The sequence below is a fragment of the Marinithermofilum abyssi genome (genome assembly GCF_014641195.1).
In the GTDB taxonomy this organism is placed as follows: domain Bacteria; phylum Bacillota; class Bacilli; order Thermoactinomycetales; family DSM-45169; genus Marinithermofilum; species Marinithermofilum abyssi.
In genome coordinates this window covers 215,729-237,795 of record NZ_BMHQ01000002.1, presented here as the reverse complement: position 1 = coordinate 237,795, position 22,067 = coordinate 215,729, and the positions used below count along the sequence as shown (strand labels likewise).

General features: G+C 52.8%; 24 protein-coding genes. 14 read left to right on the top strand and 10 right to left on the bottom strand.

Annotated features, from left to right (window positions below; genetic code table 11):
- Positions 1-164: 164 nt before the first annotated feature.
- From IEW70_RS18045 to IEW70_RS03365, 5 genes are all read right to left on the bottom strand, one after another.
- Complete coding sequence (locus IEW70_RS18045; protein WP_268234814.1) at positions 165-299, bottom strand: hypothetical protein; 135 nt, start codon at positions 297-299, stop codon at positions 165-167.
- Positions 283-1,584, bottom strand: a complete 1,302-nt coding sequence (locus tag IEW70_RS03380) for a helix-turn-helix transcriptional regulator (protein WP_229751798.1) — start codon at positions 1,582-1,584, stop codon at positions 283-285. Before IEW70_RS03380 ends, IEW70_RS18045 begins: the two co-directional genes overlap by 17 nt.
- Before the next feature lie 260 nt (positions 1,585-1,844).
- Complete coding sequence (locus IEW70_RS03375) at positions 1,845-2,141, bottom strand: cytochrome C oxidase subunit IV family protein (RefSeq protein ID WP_188646512.1); 297 nt, start codon at positions 2,139-2,141, stop codon at positions 1,845-1,847.
- 72 nt (positions 2,142-2,213) lie between these two features.
- Complete coding sequence (gene bluB / locus IEW70_RS03370) at positions 2,214-2,873, bottom strand: 5,6-dimethylbenzimidazole synthase (protein ID WP_188646511.1); 660 nt, start codon at positions 2,871-2,873, stop codon at positions 2,214-2,216.
- Positions 2,874-2,952: 79 nt separating this feature from the next.
- On the bottom strand, positions 2,953-3,720 hold the full coding sequence (locus IEW70_RS03365) for an arylamine N-acetyltransferase family protein (RefSeq protein WP_229751819.1): 768 nt from the start codon (positions 3,718-3,720) through the stop codon (positions 2,953-2,955).
- Positions 3,721-3,906: 186 nt separating this feature from the next.
- Here IEW70_RS03365 and IEW70_RS03360 point away from each other — a divergent pair, with 186 nt between their 5' ends.
- Positions 3,907-4,323, top strand: a complete 417-nt coding sequence (locus tag IEW70_RS03360; RefSeq protein ID WP_188646706.1) for a BrxA/BrxB family bacilliredoxin — start codon at positions 3,907-3,909, stop codon at positions 4,321-4,323.
- Between the two features lie 146 nt (positions 4,324-4,469).
- Complete coding sequence (locus IEW70_RS03355) at positions 4,470-5,132, top strand: AIM24 family protein (RefSeq protein WP_188646509.1); 663 nt, start codon at positions 4,470-4,472, stop codon at positions 5,130-5,132.
- A 49-nt stretch (positions 5,133-5,181) separates the two neighbouring features.
- Here IEW70_RS03355 and IEW70_RS03350 read toward each other — a convergent pair whose 3' ends face one another.
- Positions 5,182-5,910 carry an alpha/beta hydrolase gene (locus tag IEW70_RS03350; RefSeq protein WP_188646508.1) on the bottom strand — a complete coding sequence of 243 codons (729 nt, stop codon included), beginning with the start codon at positions 5,908-5,910 and terminating at the stop codon, positions 5,182-5,184.
- Between the two features lie 205 nt (positions 5,911-6,115).
- Here IEW70_RS03350 and IEW70_RS03345 point away from each other — a divergent pair, with 205 nt between their 5' ends.
- Positions 6,116-8,053, top strand: coding sequence for an acetate--CoA ligase (locus tag IEW70_RS03345; RefSeq protein ID WP_188646507.1), 1,938 nt, complete (start codon positions 6,116-6,118; stop codon positions 8,051-8,053).
- A 124-nt stretch (positions 8,054-8,177) separates the two neighbouring features.
- Here the strand turns inward: IEW70_RS03345 and IEW70_RS03340 are convergent, their stop codons facing one another.
- On the bottom strand, positions 8,178-8,342 hold the full coding sequence (locus IEW70_RS03340; protein ID WP_229751797.1) for a hypothetical protein: 165 nt from the start codon (positions 8,340-8,342) through the stop codon (positions 8,178-8,180).
- Between the two features lie 180 nt (positions 8,343-8,522).
- Between IEW70_RS03340 and sigI the strand changes: the two genes are divergently transcribed.
- From sigI to IEW70_RS03295, 9 genes are all read left to right on the top strand, one after another.
- Positions 8,523-9,350, top strand: coding sequence for an RNA polymerase sigma-I factor (gene sigI / locus IEW70_RS03335; protein ID WP_188646506.1), 828 nt, complete (start codon positions 8,523-8,525; stop codon positions 9,348-9,350).
- Positions 9,286-10,569 carry an anti-sigma factor domain-containing protein gene (locus tag IEW70_RS03330; protein WP_188646505.1) on the top strand — a complete coding sequence of 428 codons (1,284 nt, stop codon included), beginning with the start codon at positions 9,286-9,288 and terminating at the stop codon, positions 10,567-10,569. Before sigI ends, IEW70_RS03330 begins: the two co-directional genes overlap by 65 nt.
- Before the next feature lie 20 nt (positions 10,570-10,589).
- Positions 10,590-10,841 (top strand): AbrB/MazE/SpoVT family DNA-binding domain-containing protein, encoded by a 252-nt coding sequence (locus IEW70_RS03325; RefSeq protein WP_188646704.1) that lies wholly within the window; start codon positions 10,590-10,592, stop codon positions 10,839-10,841.
- Between the two features lie 171 nt (positions 10,842-11,012).
- Positions 11,013-11,786: an enoyl-CoA hydratase-related protein gene (locus tag IEW70_RS03320; protein ID WP_188646504.1), complete on the top strand. Its 774-nt coding sequence runs from the start codon at positions 11,013-11,015 to the stop codon at positions 11,784-11,786.
- A 35-nt stretch (positions 11,787-11,821) separates the two neighbouring features.
- The gene (locus tag IEW70_RS03315; RefSeq protein ID WP_188646503.1) at positions 11,822-12,625 is read left to right on the top strand and encodes an enoyl-CoA hydratase/isomerase family protein; all 804 of its coding nucleotides are present in this window, start codon (positions 11,822-11,824) and stop codon (positions 12,623-12,625) included.
- A 523-nt stretch (positions 12,626-13,148) separates the two neighbouring features.
- The gene (locus tag IEW70_RS03310) at positions 13,149-14,240 is read left to right on the top strand and encodes a Leu/Phe/Val dehydrogenase (RefSeq protein WP_188646703.1); all 1,092 of its coding nucleotides are present in this window, start codon (positions 13,149-13,151) and stop codon (positions 14,238-14,240) included.
- Between the two features lie 12 nt (positions 14,241-14,252).
- Positions 14,253-15,362 (top strand): pyruvate dehydrogenase (acetyl-transferring) E1 component subunit alpha, encoded by a 1,110-nt coding sequence (gene pdhA / locus IEW70_RS03305; RefSeq protein ID WP_229751796.1) that lies wholly within the window; start codon positions 14,253-14,255, stop codon positions 15,360-15,362.
- Positions 15,328-16,305, top strand: coding sequence for an alpha-ketoacid dehydrogenase subunit beta (locus IEW70_RS03300; protein WP_188646502.1), 978 nt, complete (start codon positions 15,328-15,330; stop codon positions 16,303-16,305). Before pdhA ends, IEW70_RS03300 begins: the two co-directional genes overlap by 35 nt.
- Before the next feature lie 14 nt (positions 16,306-16,319).
- On the top strand, positions 16,320-17,618 hold the full coding sequence (locus IEW70_RS03295) for a dihydrolipoamide acetyltransferase family protein (RefSeq protein WP_188646501.1): 1,299 nt from the start codon (positions 16,320-16,322) through the stop codon (positions 17,616-17,618).
- A 281-nt stretch (positions 17,619-17,899) separates the two neighbouring features.
- Here the strand turns inward: IEW70_RS03295 and IEW70_RS03290 are convergent, their stop codons facing one another.
- Complete coding sequence (locus IEW70_RS03290) at positions 17,900-18,748, bottom strand: LysR family transcriptional regulator (protein ID WP_188646500.1); 849 nt, start codon at positions 18,746-18,748, stop codon at positions 17,900-17,902.
- 114 nt (positions 18,749-18,862) lie between these two features.
- Here IEW70_RS03290 and IEW70_RS03285 point away from each other — a divergent pair, with 114 nt between their 5' ends.
- Both IEW70_RS03285 and IEW70_RS03280 read left to right on the top strand, forming a co-directional pair.
- On the top strand, positions 18,863-19,672 hold the full coding sequence (locus tag IEW70_RS03285) for an MFS transporter (RefSeq protein ID WP_188646499.1): 810 nt from the start codon (positions 18,863-18,865) through the stop codon (positions 19,670-19,672).
- 12 nt (positions 19,673-19,684) lie between these two features.
- Positions 19,685-20,083 carry an MFS transporter gene (locus IEW70_RS03280; RefSeq protein WP_188646498.1) on the top strand — a complete coding sequence of 133 codons (399 nt, stop codon included), beginning with the start codon at positions 19,685-19,687 and terminating at the stop codon, positions 20,081-20,083.
- Between the two features lie 249 nt (positions 20,084-20,332).
- Here IEW70_RS03280 and IEW70_RS03275 read toward each other — a convergent pair whose 3' ends face one another.
- Both IEW70_RS03275 and IEW70_RS03270 read right to left on the bottom strand, forming a co-directional pair.
- On the bottom strand, positions 20,333-21,163 hold the full coding sequence (locus IEW70_RS03275) for an aldo/keto reductase (RefSeq protein WP_188646497.1): 831 nt from the start codon (positions 21,161-21,163) through the stop codon (positions 20,333-20,335).
- A 165-nt stretch (positions 21,164-21,328) separates the two neighbouring features.
- Positions 21,329-22,024: a tetratricopeptide repeat protein gene (locus tag IEW70_RS03270; protein ID WP_188646496.1), complete on the bottom strand. Its 696-nt coding sequence runs from the start codon at positions 22,022-22,024 to the stop codon at positions 21,329-21,331.
- Between the last annotated feature and the right edge of the window lie 43 nt (positions 22,025-22,067).

The window sequence follows — 22,067 nt, the reverse complement described above, 5'->3', positions numbered from 1 at the left end:
GCCCTTCGTCTGAATTTGATTTGAAGAGACTTACTCGTCAAGAGTTAATTAAATTGGTCGAAGAGAACACTTTACAGAGTGCCGAAAACCATAGAGTAGTACTTAGTTTTGAACAAAAAAAAAACCGCATAGTTGCGGTTAATAGAGGATGTTTCGTTGGAAATTCAACCTCCTCCAGGTTCACTTAGGTTCCCTTGCTCATTACTAACTTGGACTACATCATTGGAAAATACGAAACAAGAACCCACTGCTGTAATCAAAAAAGCAGAAAATAACATTGTTTTAAACCACTTCTTCATAAGGGATTTCCTCCTTTCTTTGAAGTTGTTGCTGTACTAGATACATATTTTGCAGAGTTCGGTGAAATTCCTCCTTATCTATGTTTTCCCAACATTGAGCAAGGCGAAATAAAGCTTGATACTCTTTTTTTGTGTAATGATGCTTCTTAGCTAAAGATAATGCTTCTTTATAGAAGGAGATAGCTTCTTGATGCTGGTTTGTGATTCGGTAAAAATCACCTGTGATATATAGAGCATGGGTGAGGCGAAAGGTATCACTACAATTTTTTGCTATTTTAATCGCCGTTTCTAAAGAGGTTTTGGCATCCTCCCATCGTTTTTGGTGCATGTATAGAATACCAAGTTGTGTATATACCGTTGGGAATTTTAGATCTGATGGGATAATGTTTTTAAATTTCAAGGCCATATCAAAGCTTCGAATCGCTCGTTCCCAATCTTTTTTACCCATATAAGTACTGCCCAGTACAGTCCATAAATCTAACAGGGAGTCATACTTCCAGTTAAACCGTCCTAATTCAAGCCCTTCCATTGCATAATGAATTGCCTCGTCAAACAGCCCGGTCCGGCGAAGAATCTCAGATCGAAGCCAGTATAAACCCAAAACAACATCTAATTGCTCGATATGAGGAAGTCGCCTCCATGCTTCTTGTACTATTTGCATTGCTTCTCCAAGCCGACCCAAGCGCTCCAGATAAATTCCTTTGTTTCGCAACAGAACGTCTATAAAATGCTTTCGCTCTCCATCCTCCACAAAAGCTGCAATCCCGCTCTCGGTGTATTTCAGCGCTTGCTCCAGGTTGTTTTGGTAGTAACTGCACAAGCCCAATTCGGTGAAGGCTGCCGCTTCGATGTTGCTTTTTTCGTTGATGGGATGCTGGTTGGCGAGGCGGACGGCATTGAAGAGGGAGCGTTCGGCCCGTTTCCAATCCTTTTTACTGTTGTAGCATTTGCCCATGACATAGTAGTAGAGGGCGGCATAGGGGTGGCTGTCGTCGAGGTCTAACTCTTCCAGCCCCTTCAGGGCTTCGTCTGGTTTGTCGATATCGCGCATGGTTTCCAGGGCAAAGAGTTCAAACCGGACATTTTCCAGTTCCCGCTGTTCATTCATGACGAGGCTGGGCAGCTTGTCCATTTCCAGGTCAAGCTTCTGCAGGAGGTACTGGGTTTTCTCCGGATTAACATGGGGGACACCTCGCTCGATATTGCTGATCGTGGCGGGAGAGATATTTTCATCGGCCAGATCTTCAAGGCGAAGACCTCGTTCTTTTCGGATTTTTCGAATCACTTCCCCGATCTCATGGATTTCCAATGTGGTCAACCCCTTCACCATTCATTTGGATGTAGATCACCTTTTTGTACATATTTTACAACCGATTCCCTGGGATAGGAAATAGAACCTTATAACTAATCTTATAATTAAAATTTTAAAGAAGAGACGGGGTTCGCTCTTGAACTGCAAACCCCGTGTGGTACTGGTATTTTTCGATGCCTGCTCTTTATTTTCCTGTGATAACGTGTGTCAGAGCGGCAAACTTTTTTCAAAAGTCACTTCCAAATCCACAGGGAGAGGGCGAAAATGACACCCAATCCGATCCCGCTGGCCATGAAGAGGATGGGGAGCTGGCTCCTGCGATCCAGGTGCATAAAGGTAAAGAGTTGCAAGACAGCCTGTATCGCAGCCAAAACCAGGATGATCGCCAGGGTGACAGGACCGGAAAAAGCTTCGGTGGCGACGACCACAAAAGCGGCAGCGGTAAACAAGATCATCCAGAAAAAAGAGATCAGATGCTTTTTGGACGATTCCCGAGGTCGGTTGGAAGCAGATGATTCTTTTTGAACCATGGGCACTCTCCGCCTTTCGAAAATAGGGTTTCGCTTTGAGCGTGCCCTTCCTGGCAGGAAATATACGGCGGGTTAAGGATGATACGGTTCTCCCCAGCGGTTCTCAAACACCAGGCTGTTCAAATCGAGACGGGATTTCCACCCTTCTCGTTCCAACATCGGTTTTTCCGTAAACTCCACCGGATATCCGAGACAAAGGTAGGCCACCAGACGGACATGGTCGGGCAAGCCGAGAACTTTCTCCGTCTCTACCGGGTCCAGGATGCTGACCCAACCCATTCCGATGTCTTCGGCCCGGGCCGCGAGCCACATATTTTGAATAGCGAGACAAGTGCTGTATAAATCGGTTTCCGGCATGGGACCTTGACCGAGGATAAAGGGGGCATCCCGGTTCCGGTCGCAGGTGACGGCAATGTTGACCGGAGCTTCCATGATCCCTTCCAATTTCAACCGGCGATAAAGCTCCTTGCGTTCCCCTTCATCCAATCGGGCGAGCTCTGATGCATTTGTTCGTTCAAAGGACTCCTTAATCTGTTTTCTGATGGATAACGAGGTAACGAGGATAAAGTTCCAGGGTTGTTTAAAGCCCACCGATGGAGCATGGTGGGCCGCTTCCAAGATGCGTTCCAAGGCATCCTGTGGAACCGGACGGGGCAGAAAGTGACGGATATCCCGGCGGGCCTTGATAACGCGGTGAATGGTTTCTCTTTCTTGCGGTGAAAAGGATGTCAAAGTACATGCCTCCGTTCTATGGAACTTCTATGTCCGAGGTGGGAGACGACAGGTCTGCGGCGTTGGGCCATTGCGATGTCTACTCTATTGTATGAATGGATGTGTTTCCAAAGTGCTTTCCGAAATAGCGGCGGATGGCTTGCTCCCGTTCTTTCCGGGAGGAGAAGGGGACCTTTTTCTGCTTGCCGTTCTTTGTGATGGTGAGATGCTTATCAGAGACGCTGATCCGGCCTTCCGGAGTGGCGATGGTACAGATCAGCTTCTTCGTAAAAACCGATGTCAAGGAAGATTGCTGATGACTGCACATCATGTCAAAGTCTGCGAGCCGTCTGGGCGTTGTGGTGAACAGATATTTGGGTATCCACCGTTTGCCTTTTCTCTTTTCCAAGGCGTAATCCCCCGTCCTTGGTTTGATACGATACGTCCCACTGACATCTGCACACTTTTTTCCGGTGAGAGGCAAGGGTCGGCGGCAGGAATCGCCGAACCCTACATCGACCAGGTAGTGCTCTTCTTGCAACCGGACGATCAGTGCCATGTGGTCAAATTCAGGCCCGAAGGTGCCATCCGATTTGCGCACCCGGGCGGAAATCAAGGAGACCGAATAGCCGAGCGCTTGCAGCAAACGGCTGAACAAATAATTGAGCTCATAACAAAAACCGCCTCGCTGCCGTTGTACGACCTTCCCGTATAATTCTTCAGGTATGAGGCGGATCTCCACTCCCTGCAGGATGTCCAAATTTTCAAAGGGCACATGACACAAATGTTGATGTTGGAGTTCAGCAAGGAACGAGAGAGTAGGCTTCCGGATCTCTGTCATACCGATACGGGACAAGTAGGTTTTCACGTCCAACGCGTGTCACCTCGTTTCAAGGGTCGCTCTCCGTCTGTCACTTCCCCCTTTACTCCAAAATTTTAGCATAGATGTTTTGGAAGTGGGATAACAATGGCTGTGTAGACTCCCGCACACCTTTGGGATACAATAACACTGAAGGAGGGATCCGGATTGGCACAAGACTTTTATATTCAACAAATGCAAATGATGGTTCAGCCGATGCGGGATGAATTGACCCGGATCGGTTTCAAGGAATTGCGGACACCGGAAGAAGTGGTGGAAGCACTGGAGGGAGAAGGTGCGAAAGGGACTGCGCTCATCGTGGTCAACTCGGTATGCGGGTGTGCTGCGGGATTGGCCCGTCCTGCTGTGGCGGAATCCCTGAAGCATGAGAAGAAGCCGGATCACCTGTTTACGGTCTTTGCAGGTCAAGATCGGGAGGCGACTGCGAAAGCGCGGGAGTATTTCGAAGATTATCCGCCGTCTTCCCCGTCTTTTGCCCTGATGAAAGACGGCAAACTGGTTCACATGGTCCAGCGCCATGAGATTGAGAACCGTTCCCTGGAAGAGATCGCTGCCAACTTGACCAGTGCTTACGATAAATATTGCGGATAATGGGTTCAGCCGCCTCCCGGGGGAGGGGGCTTTTTCTGTACGTCCGGGGCTCGATTTATAAAGATAAAGGTGGCTCTGTCAAAGTCCGGCAGCTGACGAATCAGGATCAGCCGCCGGATGGATTTCATTTCAGAGGAGGGATCACCATGGCGGAATCCTTGGATCATTTGTTGCATAAAGCGGAAGAAGTAAACACCCAGGAGTCCTTTGTTTTGCAAAACAATAAAGCGCTCAAAATAAGGGTGACGGATACCGTGTTTTGCCGACAGGGAAGTATGATCGCCTACCAGGGGGATATCAAGTTTTCCAGCACATCCGGCGGAATCGGCAAATGGCTGAAGAAAAAGATAACCGGGGAAGGTGTGCCCCTGATGAAAGCGGAAGGTCAGGGGGATCTCTTCCTGGCTGACAACGCGGCGGATATCACCATCCTCCGATTGAACGGAGAAACTTTGTACGTGGAAGGACGTCACCTGCTTGCTTTTGAACAGACGGTGAACTGGGATATTTCAGTGATTCGCGGAGCAGGGATCGCTTCCGGCGGTCTTTTTACCTGTAAGCTGTCGGGACACGGTTTTGTGGCCATCTCCTCCCATGGACAGCCGATCGCGCTGGATGCGCCGGTGGTGGTGGATCCCAATGCGGTGATCGGTTGGACGGAAGGGGTTTCCACCGGAATCAAAACCGATATCAATCTGAAGACCCTGTTGGGCAAATCCTCCGGTGAAACGGTGCAGCTCAACTTTAAAGGCCGGGGGAAAGTATTGATCCAACCGGCAGAGTGGGTATCCTTCGGTGAGGTAGAGTGAGGAACTATGAGAGCAGGGGTGATTCCACCCCTGCTCTTTTTTGTGTGCCTTATTTTCCGAAGAAGAAGCGCAATGCTTCCGGCAAGTCCTGCTGCCACAATCCCCAGGTGTGGTCGCCTTCCTTTTCCCGGTACAATACCCGGGCTTCCTGCTCCTGCAGAGCACGGTGAACTTCCCGGTTGCGTGTCAGGAGATCCAGGATGCCCATATGAGTGGAGACGGCGGTTTCCGATTTGCCGATAGACTGGTAAATTTCCAGATGACTCAGGTCCGGACTTTGGCGGATGGCTTCCAAAGTGGCCTTCAAAAAGGCACCGGATTGAGACAGCACTCGCTGGAACAACAGCGGATAATCCAACGCCAAGTGAAGCGAGACGGTCCCTCCGAGAGATGAGCCGCCCAACACCCGGTCTTCCACTGATCCGCCGGTGGGGAATTCGTTCTCTACAGCGGGGATCAGCTCTTCCAGGAAAAAGGATTTATATCGCTTGTTGCGCTCACCTACCGGTGAATATTCCGCAGTCCGTTTCTTTTTATCCACCGGCACTGCAACGGCGATGATGGGTACAATCTCCCCGTCGAGAATCATCTGGTTGCAGCGGGTGGCCAAGCGGCCGAGGTTGAAATAGTCGTCCCCGTCCTGAAGATAGAGGACGGGATAATGGTACCGTTCGTCATAATCCGGGGGAAGATAGATTTGGATGTCCCGTGTTTCACCCAAGTGAGAGCTTTTCACTTCCCGTTTCAGGATGGTTCGTTTGAGATATTTGTTTTCCAATACTGATCACTCGCTTTTTGTCTCGTCCCATTGTAGTCCTATTGTACCCCACATTGTACGGGAAGAAAAATAGAGAGGTTTGTATAACTTGTTCTATTTTCATCCTGATTCTGGATCCGGTTGATGTCGGCTTTACCAACCGGATAGGCAAGTTTAAAATAAAGTATGAATATCCTGAATTCATGAGGCGGTTGGAGGGAGAGAGATGAGCAAAGCGGCATGGTTTCCCAGTGAAGAACAGATACAAAACATGCGGTTGTTCCAATTGATGAAAGCACATGGCTTGAAGGATTACGATGCGTTCTACGAGCGGTCGGTAACGGATATCGCTTGGTTCTGGGATGCGGTGGTCCGGGATATGGGCATCCGTTGGTCCCGTCCTTATGAGCAAGTGTGGGATAACAGCAAAGGAAATGCGTGGCCCCGATGGTTTGCGGGAGGGAAGATGAATGTCTCCGTCAACGCTCTCGACCGGTGGGTGGAAGACCGCCAAAGCCGACACCGGTTGGCCTTGGTCTGGGAAGGAGACGACGGTACAGTGGTCAAGTACACGTACCGCGAGTTGTTGCAAGCGGTAAGCCGATGTGCTCGAGGGCTGCGCGAGCTGGGAGTCCAAGCGGGTGACCGGATCGCCATCTACTTGCCGATGATTCCGGAGAATGTGATTGCCATTTTGGCAGCGGCTCGGATCGGGGCGATTTTCACCCCTTGTTTTTCCGGATATGGTGCTGAGGCGGTGGCGACCCGTTTGCGGGATTGCGAAGCCAAAGTATTGATCACTGCTGACGGGTTTCTGCGTCGGGGAAGAATGGTCCGGATGAAGGAAGAGGCAGACCGGGCGGTGGATTTGTCTCCCAGTGTGGAAAAAGTCGTGGTGGTTCCCCGTCTCAAGCGGGAGCTGACCTATACCGAACGGGATATGTCGTGGGACGAAATGACAGCGCCTTCATCCTTTTGCCCCGCGTTGGATACAGATGGCGAGAATCCCTTTATGATCATCTACACCTCCGGCACGACGGGCAAACCGAAAGGGACGGTGCACTGCCATGCCGGGTTCCCGATCAAATCCGCTTTTGACGCGGGTTATATGATGGATCTGGGACCTGGAGACGTGATGTTCTGGGTGACGGATATGGGATGGATGATGGGTCCCTGGATGGTATTTGGGACGCTTCTTTCCGGCAGCACCATGGTGTTGTTCGAAGGGACTCCCGATTATCCCGAGCCGGATCGGTTGTGGAAAATGGTGGAGACTCATGGTGTCAGCCATCTGGGCATCTCACCGACGGTCATCCGGGCGTTGATGAAGTACGGGGAGGAATGGACGAAACGGCATGACCTCAGCTCTCTTCGAGTTTTCGGGTCCACCGGTGAACCATGGAATCCGGAGCCTTGGCAGTGGTTGTTTGAGAAAGTCGGGAAAAAACAAGTGCCGATTTTTAACTATTCCGGCGGTACGGAAACCTCCGGCGGCATACTGTCCAGCAATCTGATGAAACCGATCGCCCCTTGCTCCTTCAACGGACCGATGCCCGGTATGGCTGCTGAAGTGGTGGACGACCAAAACCGTCCTGTCCGCGGTGAGGTGGGAGAGTTGGTCCTACGAAAGCCCTGGGTGGGGATGACCCGAGGGTTTTGGCGGGATCCCGAACGCTACGAGAAAACCTATTGGAGCCGCTGGGCGGATACCTGGGTTCACGGGGATTGGGTGGAAGTAGATGAGGAAGGGTTTTGGTTTATTACCGGCCGTTCCGATGATACACTGAAAATCGCTGGCAAACGGCTGGGGCCTGCCGAGGTGGAATCGATTCTCGTCGATCATCCGGCAGTATTGGAAGCGGCCACTATTGGGGTGCCGGATCCCACCAAAGGAGAAACGGCCGTCTGTTTTGTCTCCCTTCAACCCAATACAGCCGGGGATGAAGAATTGAGGAAGGAATTGATCGCTATGGTGGAGGTGCGGTTGGGCAAAGCATTAAAACCCAAACAGATCCATTTTGTCGAGGAGCTGCCGAAAACAAGGAACGGTAAAATTTTGCGGCGGGCGATAAAAGCAGCTTATACCGGCAACGATGCGGGGGATCTTTCTTCCCTGGAAAATCCTCAAGCGGTGGAAGCGATAAGAAAAAGTGTCGTGAGATAATCTCCCCTCCCGTGGGAACGTATTAGATGGTAAAATAGAATACGACTGCATAAGAGCTGACCCAAGAGAGCTCGAGAGCGCAGACGCAATCGAGCTCTCTTGGGGTTGTTTCATTTTCTGATGATTATGTGTTGTCGGGTGTTTCCCAACCCAATCGAGTGACCGATGTGGATTTCCCCTTGCGGATTTCTTCTTTTGTGGCATCTTTTTCGATGGCTTCGTCGGTGATGCCGGGTGCTACGGTGGGTTGCCGACGCGATGGTTTGGGATTTTTTTGTTCATCTTTCAAAAAGAACACCTCCATGGTTATCATTTTTTTGATCTGGGACTCATTCTATCCGTGAAGACAGGGTAAAATCCTTGTTTGTCCGTGTGTAAAGCCCACTTTCATTTGGCAAGATGAGGAATTTTCAAATGGACAAAAAAAAGAGGGTTGCTCCGAATAAATAAGTAGGGAGAGGTGTCGGTATTGCGTGTTCCGGGGGATGGTGAGCGAGACGAAAAAAGACGCCAATTGGAAGAGCGCGTACTAAAAGCAAAAGCCTCCCAGTCCACCGAGCAACGAGAGGAACTGTTGCGGGAACATCGCCAGCACATTGTTCGGATCGCTTCACGCATCTGTAATCGGACGGTGACCATGCAGGATGACGAATACTCCATCGCACTATCCGGTTTTGATGAAGCGATCCAGCGCTACGAAGAAGGCCAAAGCTCTTCATTCCTGTCGTTTGCGTATATGGTGATTCAGAGGCGGCTAATCGATTTTTTCCGGCGTGAAAAGAAGCACCTTTTAAGTCAGGTGCCGCTGGTATCTCCGGGTTCCAAAGATAATGAGCCGAACTATCCCGAGATGGTGGAGCAGTCTTTCGACCATTATCGTGAAAAGGAACTGGGTGAGATGCGTCGCGAAGAAGTGGTGCAATTCACCAAAGCCTTGAGCCGGTTCGGGATCGGTATGTCGGATTTGGTGGATGCCTCGCCCAAACACCGGGATACTCGAAAAGAAATGTTGGAAGTGGCGCGCAGGTTGGTTGCCGACAACGAGTTGCTGAAACAGTTTTACGAACAGAAACGAATCAAAAAAGAACTGGCAGAGCGAGTCGGATGTCATAGACGTACATTAAAAAGACACCGCACCTATTTAATCGCTCTGACTCTGGTGCTTGTGGAGGAATTGCCTCTGATGAGGGAATACCTCGGCTGGCCATCTGAACAGAAGGGGGGTGGAGATTGTGCAGAAGGGGATCGTGATGGAAATCGGTCCGCAGTATTGGGTCATCATGACGCCCAGCGGTGAGTTTTTCCGGGTTCCTCCACAGGGAAAACCGGTACAGATCGGTGATGAAGTTACTTTTGAACTTCAGACCCGTCGCTTCCAGCTGCCGAGGTTCCCCAAGTTGGCATGGATGGCCGGTTGTCTGGTCGCAGCCGTTGTGGCGTTTCTTTTGTTTGTCCCATTTTGGACACCGGGCAGTGTCCATGCCCAGACCTATGTGTATATTGATTCCGTTCCTAGCCTTGAAGTAGGGGTGAACAAAGACGGGAAAGTGGTAAAGGTGCGTGCTCTCAATACCACCGCTCAAAAGCTCTTGCCTTCGGACGGCTGGGAAGGGAAGCGAGCAGACGAATTCGTCGTGGACATCTTGCACCGGGCCAAACAAAAAGGGTACCTGAAGCCGCGCGACCGCGTATTGGTGTCTCAGGTGAGCCCGGAAGGGAACTCCGATCCGATCCTGGAAGCCATTCAAAACCGGGTGTCCCAGGACCCACAGTTAGGGAAGTCCGAAGTCAGTTTCTTCGCTTTGCCTTTGCCGGACTTTGTCAAGAAGAAGGCGGAGGAAAAAAAACTCTCCCCGGCGAAGTATGCGCTGTGGCTTTTGGCACGGCAGAACGGCGAGGATATTTCCTTCAAATCTCTCTCAGATCTGTCGGTTTCGGATTTGATGCAACGGGTCGATTTTTCCCCGATACTGCGCAATCCACCGTCTGACCAAGATTGGGCGTCCATGATTGAGAAAGAGGAGAAAGAGAAAAAGAAAAAGGATCCGGCAGAAACTTTGGAGGAAGAAAAACCGGCAGAGAAGCCCCAGAATCCGCCTGCGGATGGAGGTGTTCAACAGCCTGGTGATACGGGGAGCGCGGAAGGAGATACCGGTACGCCGTCACAACCGCCGTCCGGAGATCAGCCTTCCGATACGGGATCAGACACCCCATCCCAGGAGAACCCTCCTTCGCCGGAAACGGGGGATGAAAGCACGGGAACAGGAGATACCACAGGGTCGACTGGTGGTTCCGACAGCGAGACCACCTCTGGCGGTGACCAACAGTCGGCCCCTTCCAGTGAGGGGGGATCTCTTGAAAACTCCCAGTCTTCTGATGATGTATCCTACGACGATACGTCGGACAAATCTTCTGAGACGGATTCTAAAAAAAAAGTCCCGCTGTCGCGGTTTGTTGAGGAAGTATCAGACAACATCCGCCCCTACGACATTGCAGCCGGCATCTCCCGCCAATAACCACTGCAATGGGGGAATCCATCATGAAAGGCATCGGGATCGTAAGAAAAGTGGATCACCTTGGTCGGATCGTGCTGCCAAAAGAGTTGCGTGACACCATGGGTATTCATCCTCATGACGGAGTGGAGATTTTCGTCAACAATGACACGATTGTTCTGCAAAAGTATAATCCAAGCTGTATCTTCTGCGATTCCTCTGAGCAGCTCTTTTACTTTAAAGGAAAAATTGTCTGTCACGACTGCTTGGAAGAAACACGCAAACATGTCTCATAACCGGACAAGCCCGTTACGGGCTTTTTTTTTTTGCGGTCCTTCAGCTCTGTAAAGCGAATCACTGACAAAGAGGCGGGCGCTTTGCTAAAATATACGGTAGAGTCCCAAAAATCAAACCCTTTAGACAATGATTTGGTAACGCTTTCTACATCTCTCAAGGGAGCGGTGGTGTTGGAGACAAAATATCTGTTGGTTTCCCAGGCGAACGGAGTTGGGACGATCCGGCTGAATCGTCCCCAGGTGCTGAATGCGCTTAATCTGGCACTGATGGATGAGCTGGTCCGTACGTTGAAAGAGATGGAGCGCGATGAGGAGATCCGGTGCGTGCTGCTGACCGGAGGAAGCCGTTGTTTTGCTGCCGGAGCGGATATTGACGAGATGGCGGAAGCCTCCTCGGTGGAGATGTTGCTTAAGGATCAGTTTGCTCAATGGGAATACATCCGCCGTTTTTCCAAGCCGCTGCTTGCAGCGGTCAGCGGGTATGCCCTGGGCGGGGGATGTGAGCTGGCAATGGCTTGTGACATGATTATCGCTTCAGAAACAGCAGAGTTTGGGCAGCCGGAAATCAAGCTGGGCGTCATGCCTGGAGCGGGCGGGACTCAACGCCTCACCAGGGCTGTCGGTAAAGCCCGGGCCATGGAGATGGTGCTTACGGCTCGTTCCCTGTCCGCGCGTGAAGCTTTGGCTGCCGGTTTAATCAACCGCATCGTGCCGGTGGAATTGCTGGAACAGGAAGCCAGGGAATGGGCAGAGGAAGTGGCTGCCCAGGCACCGGTAGCTGTGCGGCTGGCCAAGCAGTCCGTCTTAAAAGCGCTGGATACCCCGCTGGAAACGGGTCTGGATTATGAACAGAAGCTTTTTTTCTTCCTGTTTTCCACGGAGGATCAGAAGGAAGGCATGCGGGCGTTTAAGGAAAAACGACGTCCTCGATTTCAAGGAAAATAAAGCGAGAGGATCTATCGATCGGAAAGGGGATTGAGATGACACAAAAGACATTTACAGCAGAGACGGTGACGTTGACGAAAGAAAACGGAGTGGGGGTTATCACTCTCAACCGGCCTCAAGTATATAACGCCATGAACAAGCAATTGAACGAGGACCTGCTAAAGGCGCTGAAGGATGTAAGCCGGGACGAGGATGTCCGTGCAGTCATTGTGACGGGTGCAGGAAAAGCCTTTTGCTCCGGCGCGGATCTGAATGACCGCACCGATCCCAATATTGACAAGCTTTCCCTGGGGAATAGTGTCCGGGACCGCTACAACCCGATCGTTGTCACAATCGCCCAGATGGAAAAGCCGGTAATTGCCGCGGTGAACGGCGTGGCAGCCGGTGCCGGCTGCAGCTTGGCCCTGGCTTGTGACTTGCGCATTGTTTCGGAACACGCGAAGTTTATCGAAGCCTTCGTCCGGATCGGACTGGTCCCGGACAGTGGATCCAGCTATTTCTTGCCGCGTTTGGTCGGATTGGGCCGGGCCATGGAGCTGGCGTTGTCTGGAACGGATGTGGATGCTGAACAAGCGGTGCAGATCGGATTGGCCAATCGACTGGTCCCCCATGAACAGCTCCAGGAAGAAGCGATGAAATGGGCCAGCCGGTTCGCCCAAGCGCCGACCAAGGCGGTAGCTTTGACGAAGCGTTCGCTGTACAAGGGGATGGAAGTTTCCCTGGAGGACGCTTTGGAATACGAGGCGCAGTTGCAGGATATTGCCGGGAAAACGGCTGACTTTCAAGAAGGAGTTCAAGCCTTCATGGAGAAAAGGCCGCCGCGGTTCACCGGAAAGTAAGGCTGGGCATATAGTGAAATGAACAAGGCGGTTTTTGCAACCGGTCTGCTGACAAAGTTTCTCGACATGAGCTGAAGAACTCTATTGCCCGAATGAGCGGTTTTTGACGACGAACTCAGTGACAAGAGAGGAGATGAGACAAAAAAGCGGCACATAGCACGACCGGGGAGCATGCGGCCAAAGGCGTGACGTGTGCCCTGTGGGTGCTTGTACTTTTTGAGTACACTATGCATTGTGCCGCCTCTCTTGGAAGCTCTTGGAGCGGATCGTACGGACTTCTGCGTGAGAGGAAAGGGAGTAACGGGCAAAAGAGTCAGGGCTATCATACAGGTTTGTCATCAATCTGGCGGTTTTTCAACCGCCCTCTTTTTCTCGCTTTAAAGGAATGAAGTTCCATAGTTTCCGTAAGATGTGAAGCTGATGGAAGTGGGTGATGGCAGTGAAAGTGATCAAGGGAGACTTTGCGATGCAGGCTGCTCAGAATAACCCGAAAGCAGCCCCTTCCCGCGTGGAAGAAGACAGGATGAGCGATGTTTTTCAGCTGATGGACGAGATGGGACATGAGCAAGTGGTATTTTGCCGGCATCGTGGAACGGATCTGAAAGCGATTATCGCCATTCACAATACCACGATGGGGCCTGCCTTGGGCGGCTGCCGGATGATCCCTTATGCATCCACCGATGAGGCCCTGAAGGATGTGCTTCGGCTTTCCCGGGGAATGACATATAAATGCGGGTTGGCAGATGTGGATTTCGGCGGGGGAAAAGCAGTGATCATCGGTGACCCGCTGACGGATAAGACCCCGGAGATGTTCCGGGCACTGGGCCGTTTTGTGGGCGGGTTGAACGGGCGGTTTTTTACAGGGACGGATATGGGGACAACCCCTGAGGATTTCGTTCATGCCGCCCGGGAGTCCGATTCCTTTGTCGGACTGCCGGAAAGCCACGGGGGAAGCGGTGATACATCGGTACCCACGGCCTTGGGCGTGCTTCAGGGGTTGAAAGCGACCGCCTATCATTTGTGGGGAAGCAACAGTCTCGAGGGCAAAATCATTGCTGTCCAGGGAACGGGCAAAGTGGGGGGGAAACTGGTTCAGCGGTTGGTAGAGGAAGGATCAACCTGCATCGTCGCCGATGTCAACGAAGAGCGGGTTCAGGCATTGTGTGAGCTATACCCGGAACAGGTTCAACCGGAAGGTGTGGCCCGTATTCACGCTCGGGAGTGTGATATCTTCTCGCCTTGCGCCGTGGGTGGTGTCATTCATGATCACAGTTTGAATGAGTTGAAATGCCGAGCAGTGGTGGGCTCGGCCAACAACCAGCTGGCGGAGGATCGTCATGGGGACTTGCTGCACCAAAGAGGTATTTTGTATGCACCGGATTACCTGGTGAATGCCGGCGGTCTGATCCAGGTTGCCGACGAGTTGCAAGGTTACCGGGAAGAGCGTGTTTTGCAAAAGACCCGGGCCATCTATGATATGTTGCTTCAAATCTACCGGCGTTCCCGGGAGGAAAATATCCCCACCTGTCGGGCAGCGGATCGACTGGTTGTGGAGCGGATGCGCAAGGTGGCGGATTTTCGACAGATTCTGCTGGGATTTGATCGAAAAGGGTGAGGAGGATTGCCGATGTTGCAGCAAACCCGTCATGATATGGTTCAATATCTGCGTCCCAACGGCTGGTTGACCGATGAAGGGAAGAAGGTGTGGGGAGGGTTGTCCCGGGAACAAAAGCTGGACTTGTATCGATGGATGGTGAAAGTCCGTTTATTTGACCGCCGTGCCGTCATCTTGCAGCGGCAGGGGAGGATCGGCACCTATGCGCCGTTGGAAGGGCAAGAAGCAGCGCAGGTAGGGAGCGCTTTGGCTCTCGGGCGGGAGGACTGGATTTTCCCCAGCTATCGGGAGCACGGGGTGTCCATGATCGCCGGGATGCCACTGGCTCATATTCTTTTGTACTGGATGGGCCGAGTCGAGGGAAATACGGCTCCCGAAGGGGTTCGCGTCCTTCCGCCCTATGTTCCCATTGCCACGCAAATGCCGCAAGCCATGGGAGCAGCCTGGGCATCCAAACTGAAAAGGGAGTCGTCTCTCGCTATCGCCTACTTTGGGGATGGAGCCACATCAGAAGGAGACTTTCACGAGGCGTGCAACTTTGCCGGGGTGTTTCAGCTGCCGGTTCTTTTCTTCTGCCAAAATAACCAGTATGCGATCAGCGTTCCTTTTTCGCGGCAATCGGCCACCTCTACCGTGGCGGAGAAAGGGCAGGCGTACGGAATCCCATCTGTACGCGTCGACGGCAATGATGTTCTGGCTGTGTACCATGTCACCGCCGAAGCGGCAGAGCGGGCCAGAAACGGCGGGGGGGCGACGCTGATTGAGGCGGTCACCTACCGGCAAGGTTCCCATACCACTGCAGACGACGCCACCCGTTACCGGGACCCGGAAGAAGTACGAATATGGGTGGAAGAGCGGGATCCAGTGGACCGTTGTCGCCGTCTGTTGGAAAGGGAAGGACTGCTTTCGGAAGAGTACATCGCATCTTGGGAAGAGTGTTGCAAAAAAGAGATTCAGGAAGCGGTAGATGCCGCGGAACGGGCGAAGGCTCCTCCGCCGACTCACTTGTTCAACCATGTTTTTGAAACGTTGCCCCCCTCGCTCCTGCGGCAGCGGGAGGAGTTGGTAAGGAAGGAGGGTGGCCCGGATGGCAGTGAAAACCCTGATCCAAGGCATCCATGACGGGATGCGGGAAGCGTTGCGCCAGGACTTGCGGGTGGTGGTATTGGGAGAGGATGTCGGTAAAAACGGCGGCGTGTTCCGGGCAACGGAAGGATTGTGGCAAGAATTTGGCGAGGAGCGGGTGATGGATACACCGTTGGCAGAAGCGGGGATTGTCGGAGCTGCCATCGGGATGGCGGTGAACGGTTTACGGCCGATTGCGGAAATTCAGTTCATGGGCTTTATTTATCCTGCCTTTGAGCAAATCGTCACCCACGCTGCCCGCCTGCGGACACGCACCCAGGGACAGCACCCGGCTTCATTGGTGATCCGGGCGCCATACGGCGGGGGGATTCGGGCCCCGGAACTCCATTCGGACTCTACGGAGTCCCTGTTTGTCCATATTCCCGGATTGAAAGTCGTGGTGCCGTCCACCCCGGCGGATGCCAAAGGGTTGCTGTTGGCTGCCGTAAAGGATCCGGATCCCGTCATTTATTTGGAACCGATGCAGATCTACCGTTCAGTCAAAGGAGAAGTCCCCGATGGGTGGCATGAAGTCCCGTTGGGAAAAGCACGAGTCCTTCGCGAAGGGGAAGATGTTACCCTGATTACATGGGGGGCGATGGTTCCCCTTGCGGAAAAGTGTGCACAGGCATGGGCGGGTCGAGGGATCTCCTGTGAAGTGATCGATGTGCGCAGCCTGTATCCCCTGGATGAGGAAACCATCATCGCTTCCGTCAAAAAGACCGGGCGGGTCGTGATCGTCCATGAGGCTCCCAAAACTGCGGGACTGGGAGCGGAATTGACGGCTTTGATCAATGAGCAGGCTTTTCTCTGGCTGGAGGCTCCGATCACCCGGGTGACAGGGTTTGATGTGCCGGTCCCGATGTTTGCCTTGGAAAACGCATTTCGTCCCGACCAAGAGCGGGTGGACCGGGCCATTTCCTATGTAACCAGCTTTTGAGTGGAGGGGTTTGAGTGGGTGTGGAATTTACCTTACCGGATGTGGGGGAAGGAGTCGCGGAAGCGGATGTGGTCCGTTGGCTGGTTGGCGTGGGCGAGATCGTGGAGCAGGACCAGCCGGTGGTGGAAGTGCAAACGGACAAGGCGGTGGTGGAGCTGCCCGCGCCGGTTGCCGGTGAAATGGCGGAGATTCGGTGTCAGGAAGGGGAAACAGCCGCAGTGGGGCAGGTGCTCTTTGTGGTGCGGCCGACGGAGGGGATTTCTGCGGGGATGAATTCGGTCGGCCAACCGGGCACCGTTCCGGAGGAAAAAGGAACAGACTTTTCCCCAGTGGAGGAAATGCCTCATGAACATTCCTCTTCCTGGACGGATGAAGCAGCGGCTTCCTTAACGGCTGCTCCCCCCTCTCCCTGCTCCGGTGATGTAGAGGGGCCGCGACATCGGGTGTTGGCTGCTCCCTCTACCCGCCGTCTGGCCCGGGAACTGGGGGTGGATATCCGGGAGGTACGAGGAAGCGGGCGGCAAGGCCGGGTATTGGATGAAGATGTGAGGCGATACGCTTCTTACCCTTCGGAAGGGGCGCTGGCGCTTCCGCTTGAAGCGCCGTCGGACGGGGGTGTGGAAGAGCCTCTCTCTAAAACGCGTCAGGTGATTGCGGAACGGTTGCGTCACAGCGTGACCGCCAAGCCCCACGCTACCCATTTTGATGTATTGGATGTATCCGGTCTGGTGGAGTGGAGGAAGCGGAGAAAGCAGGAGTTGGCAGGGGAGAACATCCGTATCGGCTATTTGCCTGTTCTAATGAAGATAGTGGCAATCACTTTAAAGCGGCACCCGCTGTTTAATGCGCACTTCGATGAAAGGAAGAAACAGATTCGTCGGTTTTCCTCTGTTCACCTGGGGATCGCCGCCGATACCCCCCGCGGATTGCTGGTTCCTGTCGTCCGGGATGTGGGCCGCAAAAGTATCCTTCAACTGGCCGTGGAGTTGAATCAGCTGCTGGAAGCAGCCCGTTCCGGCAAGATTTCGCCGGCTTCCCTTCGTGGAAGTACATTTACCTTGAGTAACGCCGGTTCTTTGGGCGGCTCCTGGGCGACCCCGATTATCAATCCGCCGGAGGTAGGCATCCTCGCCCTGCATCCTGTGGAGCAACGCCCCGTGGTGGAAAATGGAGCGCTCTCTGTCGGTTGGAGGATGAATGTTTCTCTCTCTTTCGATCATCAGGTGCTGGACGGGGGAGATGCGATTCGCTTCACCCAAACGTTGGGCCGCTATACACAAGACCCGGGAAGATTATTGCTGGAGGACTGCTAAAGAACGGAATCCCAAGCAGGCAGGGTTGTCGTCTTCTTTTGGGGATGTCCCCATTGTGAAGATCCCCTGCCTTTTCTCTTGATTTGCGAAGGGAAAACGCGACAAGATCGAAGGGAGGGTGGTGGGTCGGCGAAGTGCTTTTGTACTCACAGAGTACAAGTCTCGCCAAGGTCGCTCCGCTCCCTGGTCTCGCTATGCGTTTTTTGCAAGAGCACGGAGACGGCCCACCATCCCAACCGGCCCACGTTATGAAAAATAGAACGATGTTGCTGGAAGGGACACTAGGTGATCTTGAACATCTCGATAAAAGCCTTCAACGCGGGGGATTGCCAGCGGTTTCTGTGATAAATCAGCATGGTGTTCAGTCGGTTATATGGGGAAGGCAGGGGCTGACAATGCAAACCGGAAGACGGATGATTCGCCATCAGCGAGTGGATCATCACGCCGTTTCCCATGCCTGCTCGAACACATCCCAAAATGGCATCGATACTGCCAAACTCCACAATGCAACGGGGAGTGATGCCCTGTTTTTCCAACAACTTCTCCAATTGTGTCCGGTAAGCGCACCCTTTTTCAAACACCAGCAGGGTGGTGTCTTGTGTGAGCCATGTTGGATCGGGCCGATGGGACACTACAACCAAATCTTCTTGGAACACGGGAATCTCTTGCAGTTCATGACGGCTTGCAGACCCGGCGACAAACGCGGCGTCCAATCGCCGATGGGAGACGGCATCTCTCAATTGTTCCGATGTGCCGGTATGAAGATGGAGATCCACCTCCGGATATTGACCATGGTATCGGTGGATCAGCTCCGGGAGCCGTACCGCCGCAGTCGATTCCGTAGAACCGATGTGCAAAGACCCTCTGGGTGTGCGGCTTCCCCGTACCTGCTGTTCGGCTTCTTCCAGCAATGACAGGATTCGCTCGGCATAAAAGAGCAATTCTTTGCCTGGGGAAGTGAGAGAGACTCCTCTCCCGTGTCGGTCAAACAACGAGGTATCCAATTCTTTTTCCAACTGTTGAATGCGAGCGGTGACGTTGGATTGAACGTAGTTGAGCTCTTTTGCAGCCTGTGACATGTTGCCGTGTCGGGCTACCGTCACAAATACCCGCAAATCCTGAAAGTCCATTCCCGAAAGGTCCCCCTCTCACTAGATATCATCTTTTTTGATTATTACTATCTTTACTAATCATTTTACTTCATATATTTTCCCCCGTATGATAAATCCCGAGGAGGGATGCGGGTGGATGGTCGGTGGCGAATGTTGTGGCTAGCCATGTGGGTGCAAGCAAGTGCCACTTTTGTCACCTACGGGGTTGGACCTTTGGCGGCTCTGTGGAAGAAAGAGATGCAGTTGTCCGCTTTTCAGGTAGGGCTGTTGGTTTCCGTCATCCAGATCGGCCCGCTGTTGTCCATGCTGGCAGTGGGATGGATGTTGGATCGATATGGAGAGCGTTGGCTGATCAGCGGAGGTTCTTTGTTGCTGGGGCTGTTTATGTGGACCTGTATCTTAGCTTCGGATTATGAAATGTTGCTGTTTTTCTTGTTGTTGACGGGTGTATGGTATGGTACGGCGCAACCCGGCGGCAGCAAAGTGATTTTGCAGTGGTTTCCTGAACGGGAACGCGGGTTGGCTATGGGGGTGCGCCAAGCGGGAATTCCAATAGGAGGCGCCCTTGCAGGGATGATATTGCCTTGGGCTGCGGAATGGCGGGGAGTGGATATGGCAGTATTCCTCGCTGGGGCGTTGGCGGTTTCGGCTGGCATTCTTTTTGGCTGGTTGTATCGCAGCCCTGTTCAAGAAACAGAGGCGCAAACCACCGCCCGCGTTCAAAAAGACCCCAAGTTTCAGCTCCCTGCCAGGCTGCACCCTGTGCTGCTGGCCGGTATTGTGTTGGTTTCATTGCAGATGGTGATTGTATCCCACGGTATGATGTTTGCAGCAGAGGAGCTGCAGATTCCCCGGCTCACAGCGGGCCGACTGTTTTCCATAGCGTTATTGAGCGGGATGATCGGACGAATGGTCTTGGCTTGGTGGAGTGACCGCATGTGAAAAGGGGAACGGATGCAGCCTTTGTTTTGGACGATGGCGGCCGCTGCCGGAGGGGCATCCGCGATGGTGCTAGTGCCGGGGCAAGCAGCGTTCTGGATTTGGCTTATGATGTATGCTTGGATCGGTTTTTTCGGTATGGGCTGGTACAATTTGTTTTTGGTAGAAGTCGCCGAGAGAGCCGATTCATCATCTGTCGGCCTAACAGTCAGTTTTGCGTTGACCGTGAATCAAGCGGCGGTCATCACAGCTCCTGCCGGCTTTGGTTGGCTGGCGGATGTTTTGGGTTCCTACCGTTGGGCATGGGCGTTCCTTGCTTCGGGGTTGGTGTTTGCGGCGGTTTGGATGCGAGCAGTGAACCATGCCGGGACGAGGAATCCGCTGACGAAGGTTCAGCAGGGTCCATATGAATAGCAGGAAGCCCTTCTGGAACTACGTACCCCGTTTTGATAAGTGGGACCGAGGCCAAAAGCGAGCCATCAAAAGTATTTCTTTTGGCGTCTCAGTCATCGCACCCACAGGGCATTTAGTCGTGTAAAGTGTCGCTCTCCACAGTCACGCTATATTTTGGAGAGTGTCACATCTGTGACGTCTGAGAGGGAGGATTATATCAGTAAGACGAAAGCCCCCTGTCTTTTAGACAGGGGGCTGGGCTGGTACGGCTTAGAAATCGAAGTTGTCCGGGTCGGGGCCAATACGTTTATCCTGATTCAAGGCATCGATCTGTTCCATATCTTCGGGTGCGAGTTGGAAATCGAACACGTCGGCGTTGGCGCGAATCCGCTCTTCTTTTACGGACTTGGGGATGGTAACTACTTCATGTTGCAGATCCCAGCGAAGCACCACCTGGGCCGGAGTTTTGCGGTATTTGTCGGCGATGGCACGAACCGTTTCATTGGAGAGGATCTGACCTTGAGCCAGAGGAGACCAGGCTTCCAGTTGGATACCGTTTTCCTTGCAGAAGGAGAGCAGCTCTTTTTGCGTCAACAACGGATGGAACTCCACTTGGTTGACAGCGGGTTTCACTTCTGCGTCGGCCATCAGGTCTTGCAAGTGATGAATGTGAAAGTTACTAACCCCGATCGCCCGAGCGCGGCCTTCCTTATACAGAGTCTCCAGGGCCTTCCAGGTTTCTTTGTACTTGCCTTTGACCGGCCAGTGGATGAGGTACAGATCCACATACTCCAGACCTAACAAGCGCAGGCTTTCTTCAAAAGCGCGCAGGGTGGAATCATACCCTTGCTCCGAATTCCACACCTTAGTGGTGACGAAGATCTCTTCACGGGGAACGCCCGATTCGCGGATCGCTTTGCCGACACCGGCTTCGTTCTTGTAGATGGCGGCGGTGTCAATGCTGCGGTATCCGTGTTGCAGAGCCGATTTTACCGCTTGCTCTACTTCCTCCCCCTCTTCGGCTTTCCATACCCCCAGACCAAACCAGGGCATCTTAACGCCGTTGTTGAGAGTGGTCGTATCTTGCAAATGGGTGGGCATGACGAGACCTCCTCAGTGATTGGGATATGTAGACGCATCACTACTTCTCCAGTATAACGCAACCCTTTCGTCTAACGAAATAATAATCGAACAGATCCATGTCACGTCTATCTAATCCCAGACCGTGAGATAATCCCGCGCCCAACATCGCTCTTTTCCTGAAGGTCATGGAGCTTCGTAAGAGACGGAGGAGGTCAACAGATGAAATGCGTCTTCCCAGCGGCCTTGTTCAGTCAACGATGCAGCTTCATCCCACTTGTCCGGATCGATTTCGTTGGCAAAGGGGCGCATTTCTTGAAATGTTTTCACCGCCCGTTCCCAATTTCCTTCTTCCGCATGGAACAAGGCCAGTTGATGGATGGCATAACACAGGCCGGGACCTACCAGATTGCGGCCGTCTTCCGGGGAATCGGCTGCATGGAAACGGCGGGTTTCCCGTTCAATGATCGAGCGGAGCTCCCGGAATGCCTCTTCTTTTTTTCCGGCTTGGAAGCGGTAGTAAGTCAGGTATACTTCAAGGTGTACCCGGCTCATCATATAGTTCATGGACTCAGGGTATTCTCTCAATGCTTCCGCCATATGAACCTCCGCGTCGGCAAAATCCCCCCGTTCCGCTTCGATCTCCGCCATTTCCGCCAAGCTGCGCACATAAGCAAAATGGCGGTTTTCGTTTTCTTGCGGGCCTGCTTCGGCGATGGTGGCAAACAATTTGTAGGCAAGCTCTTTGTGTCCATGATGCATGCAGGTCACAGCAATGAGCATGCGGGTATTGAGATCCTCAAATTGCTGGAAGGTTTGATTCGGCAGCAGGTGGGAGACACGGGTGGCTGCTTCCGATTTGAGTTGATCCAGTTGTGTCATCGCTGTTTTCCTCCGTATCGACGATTGATCCCTTGAAATTTCT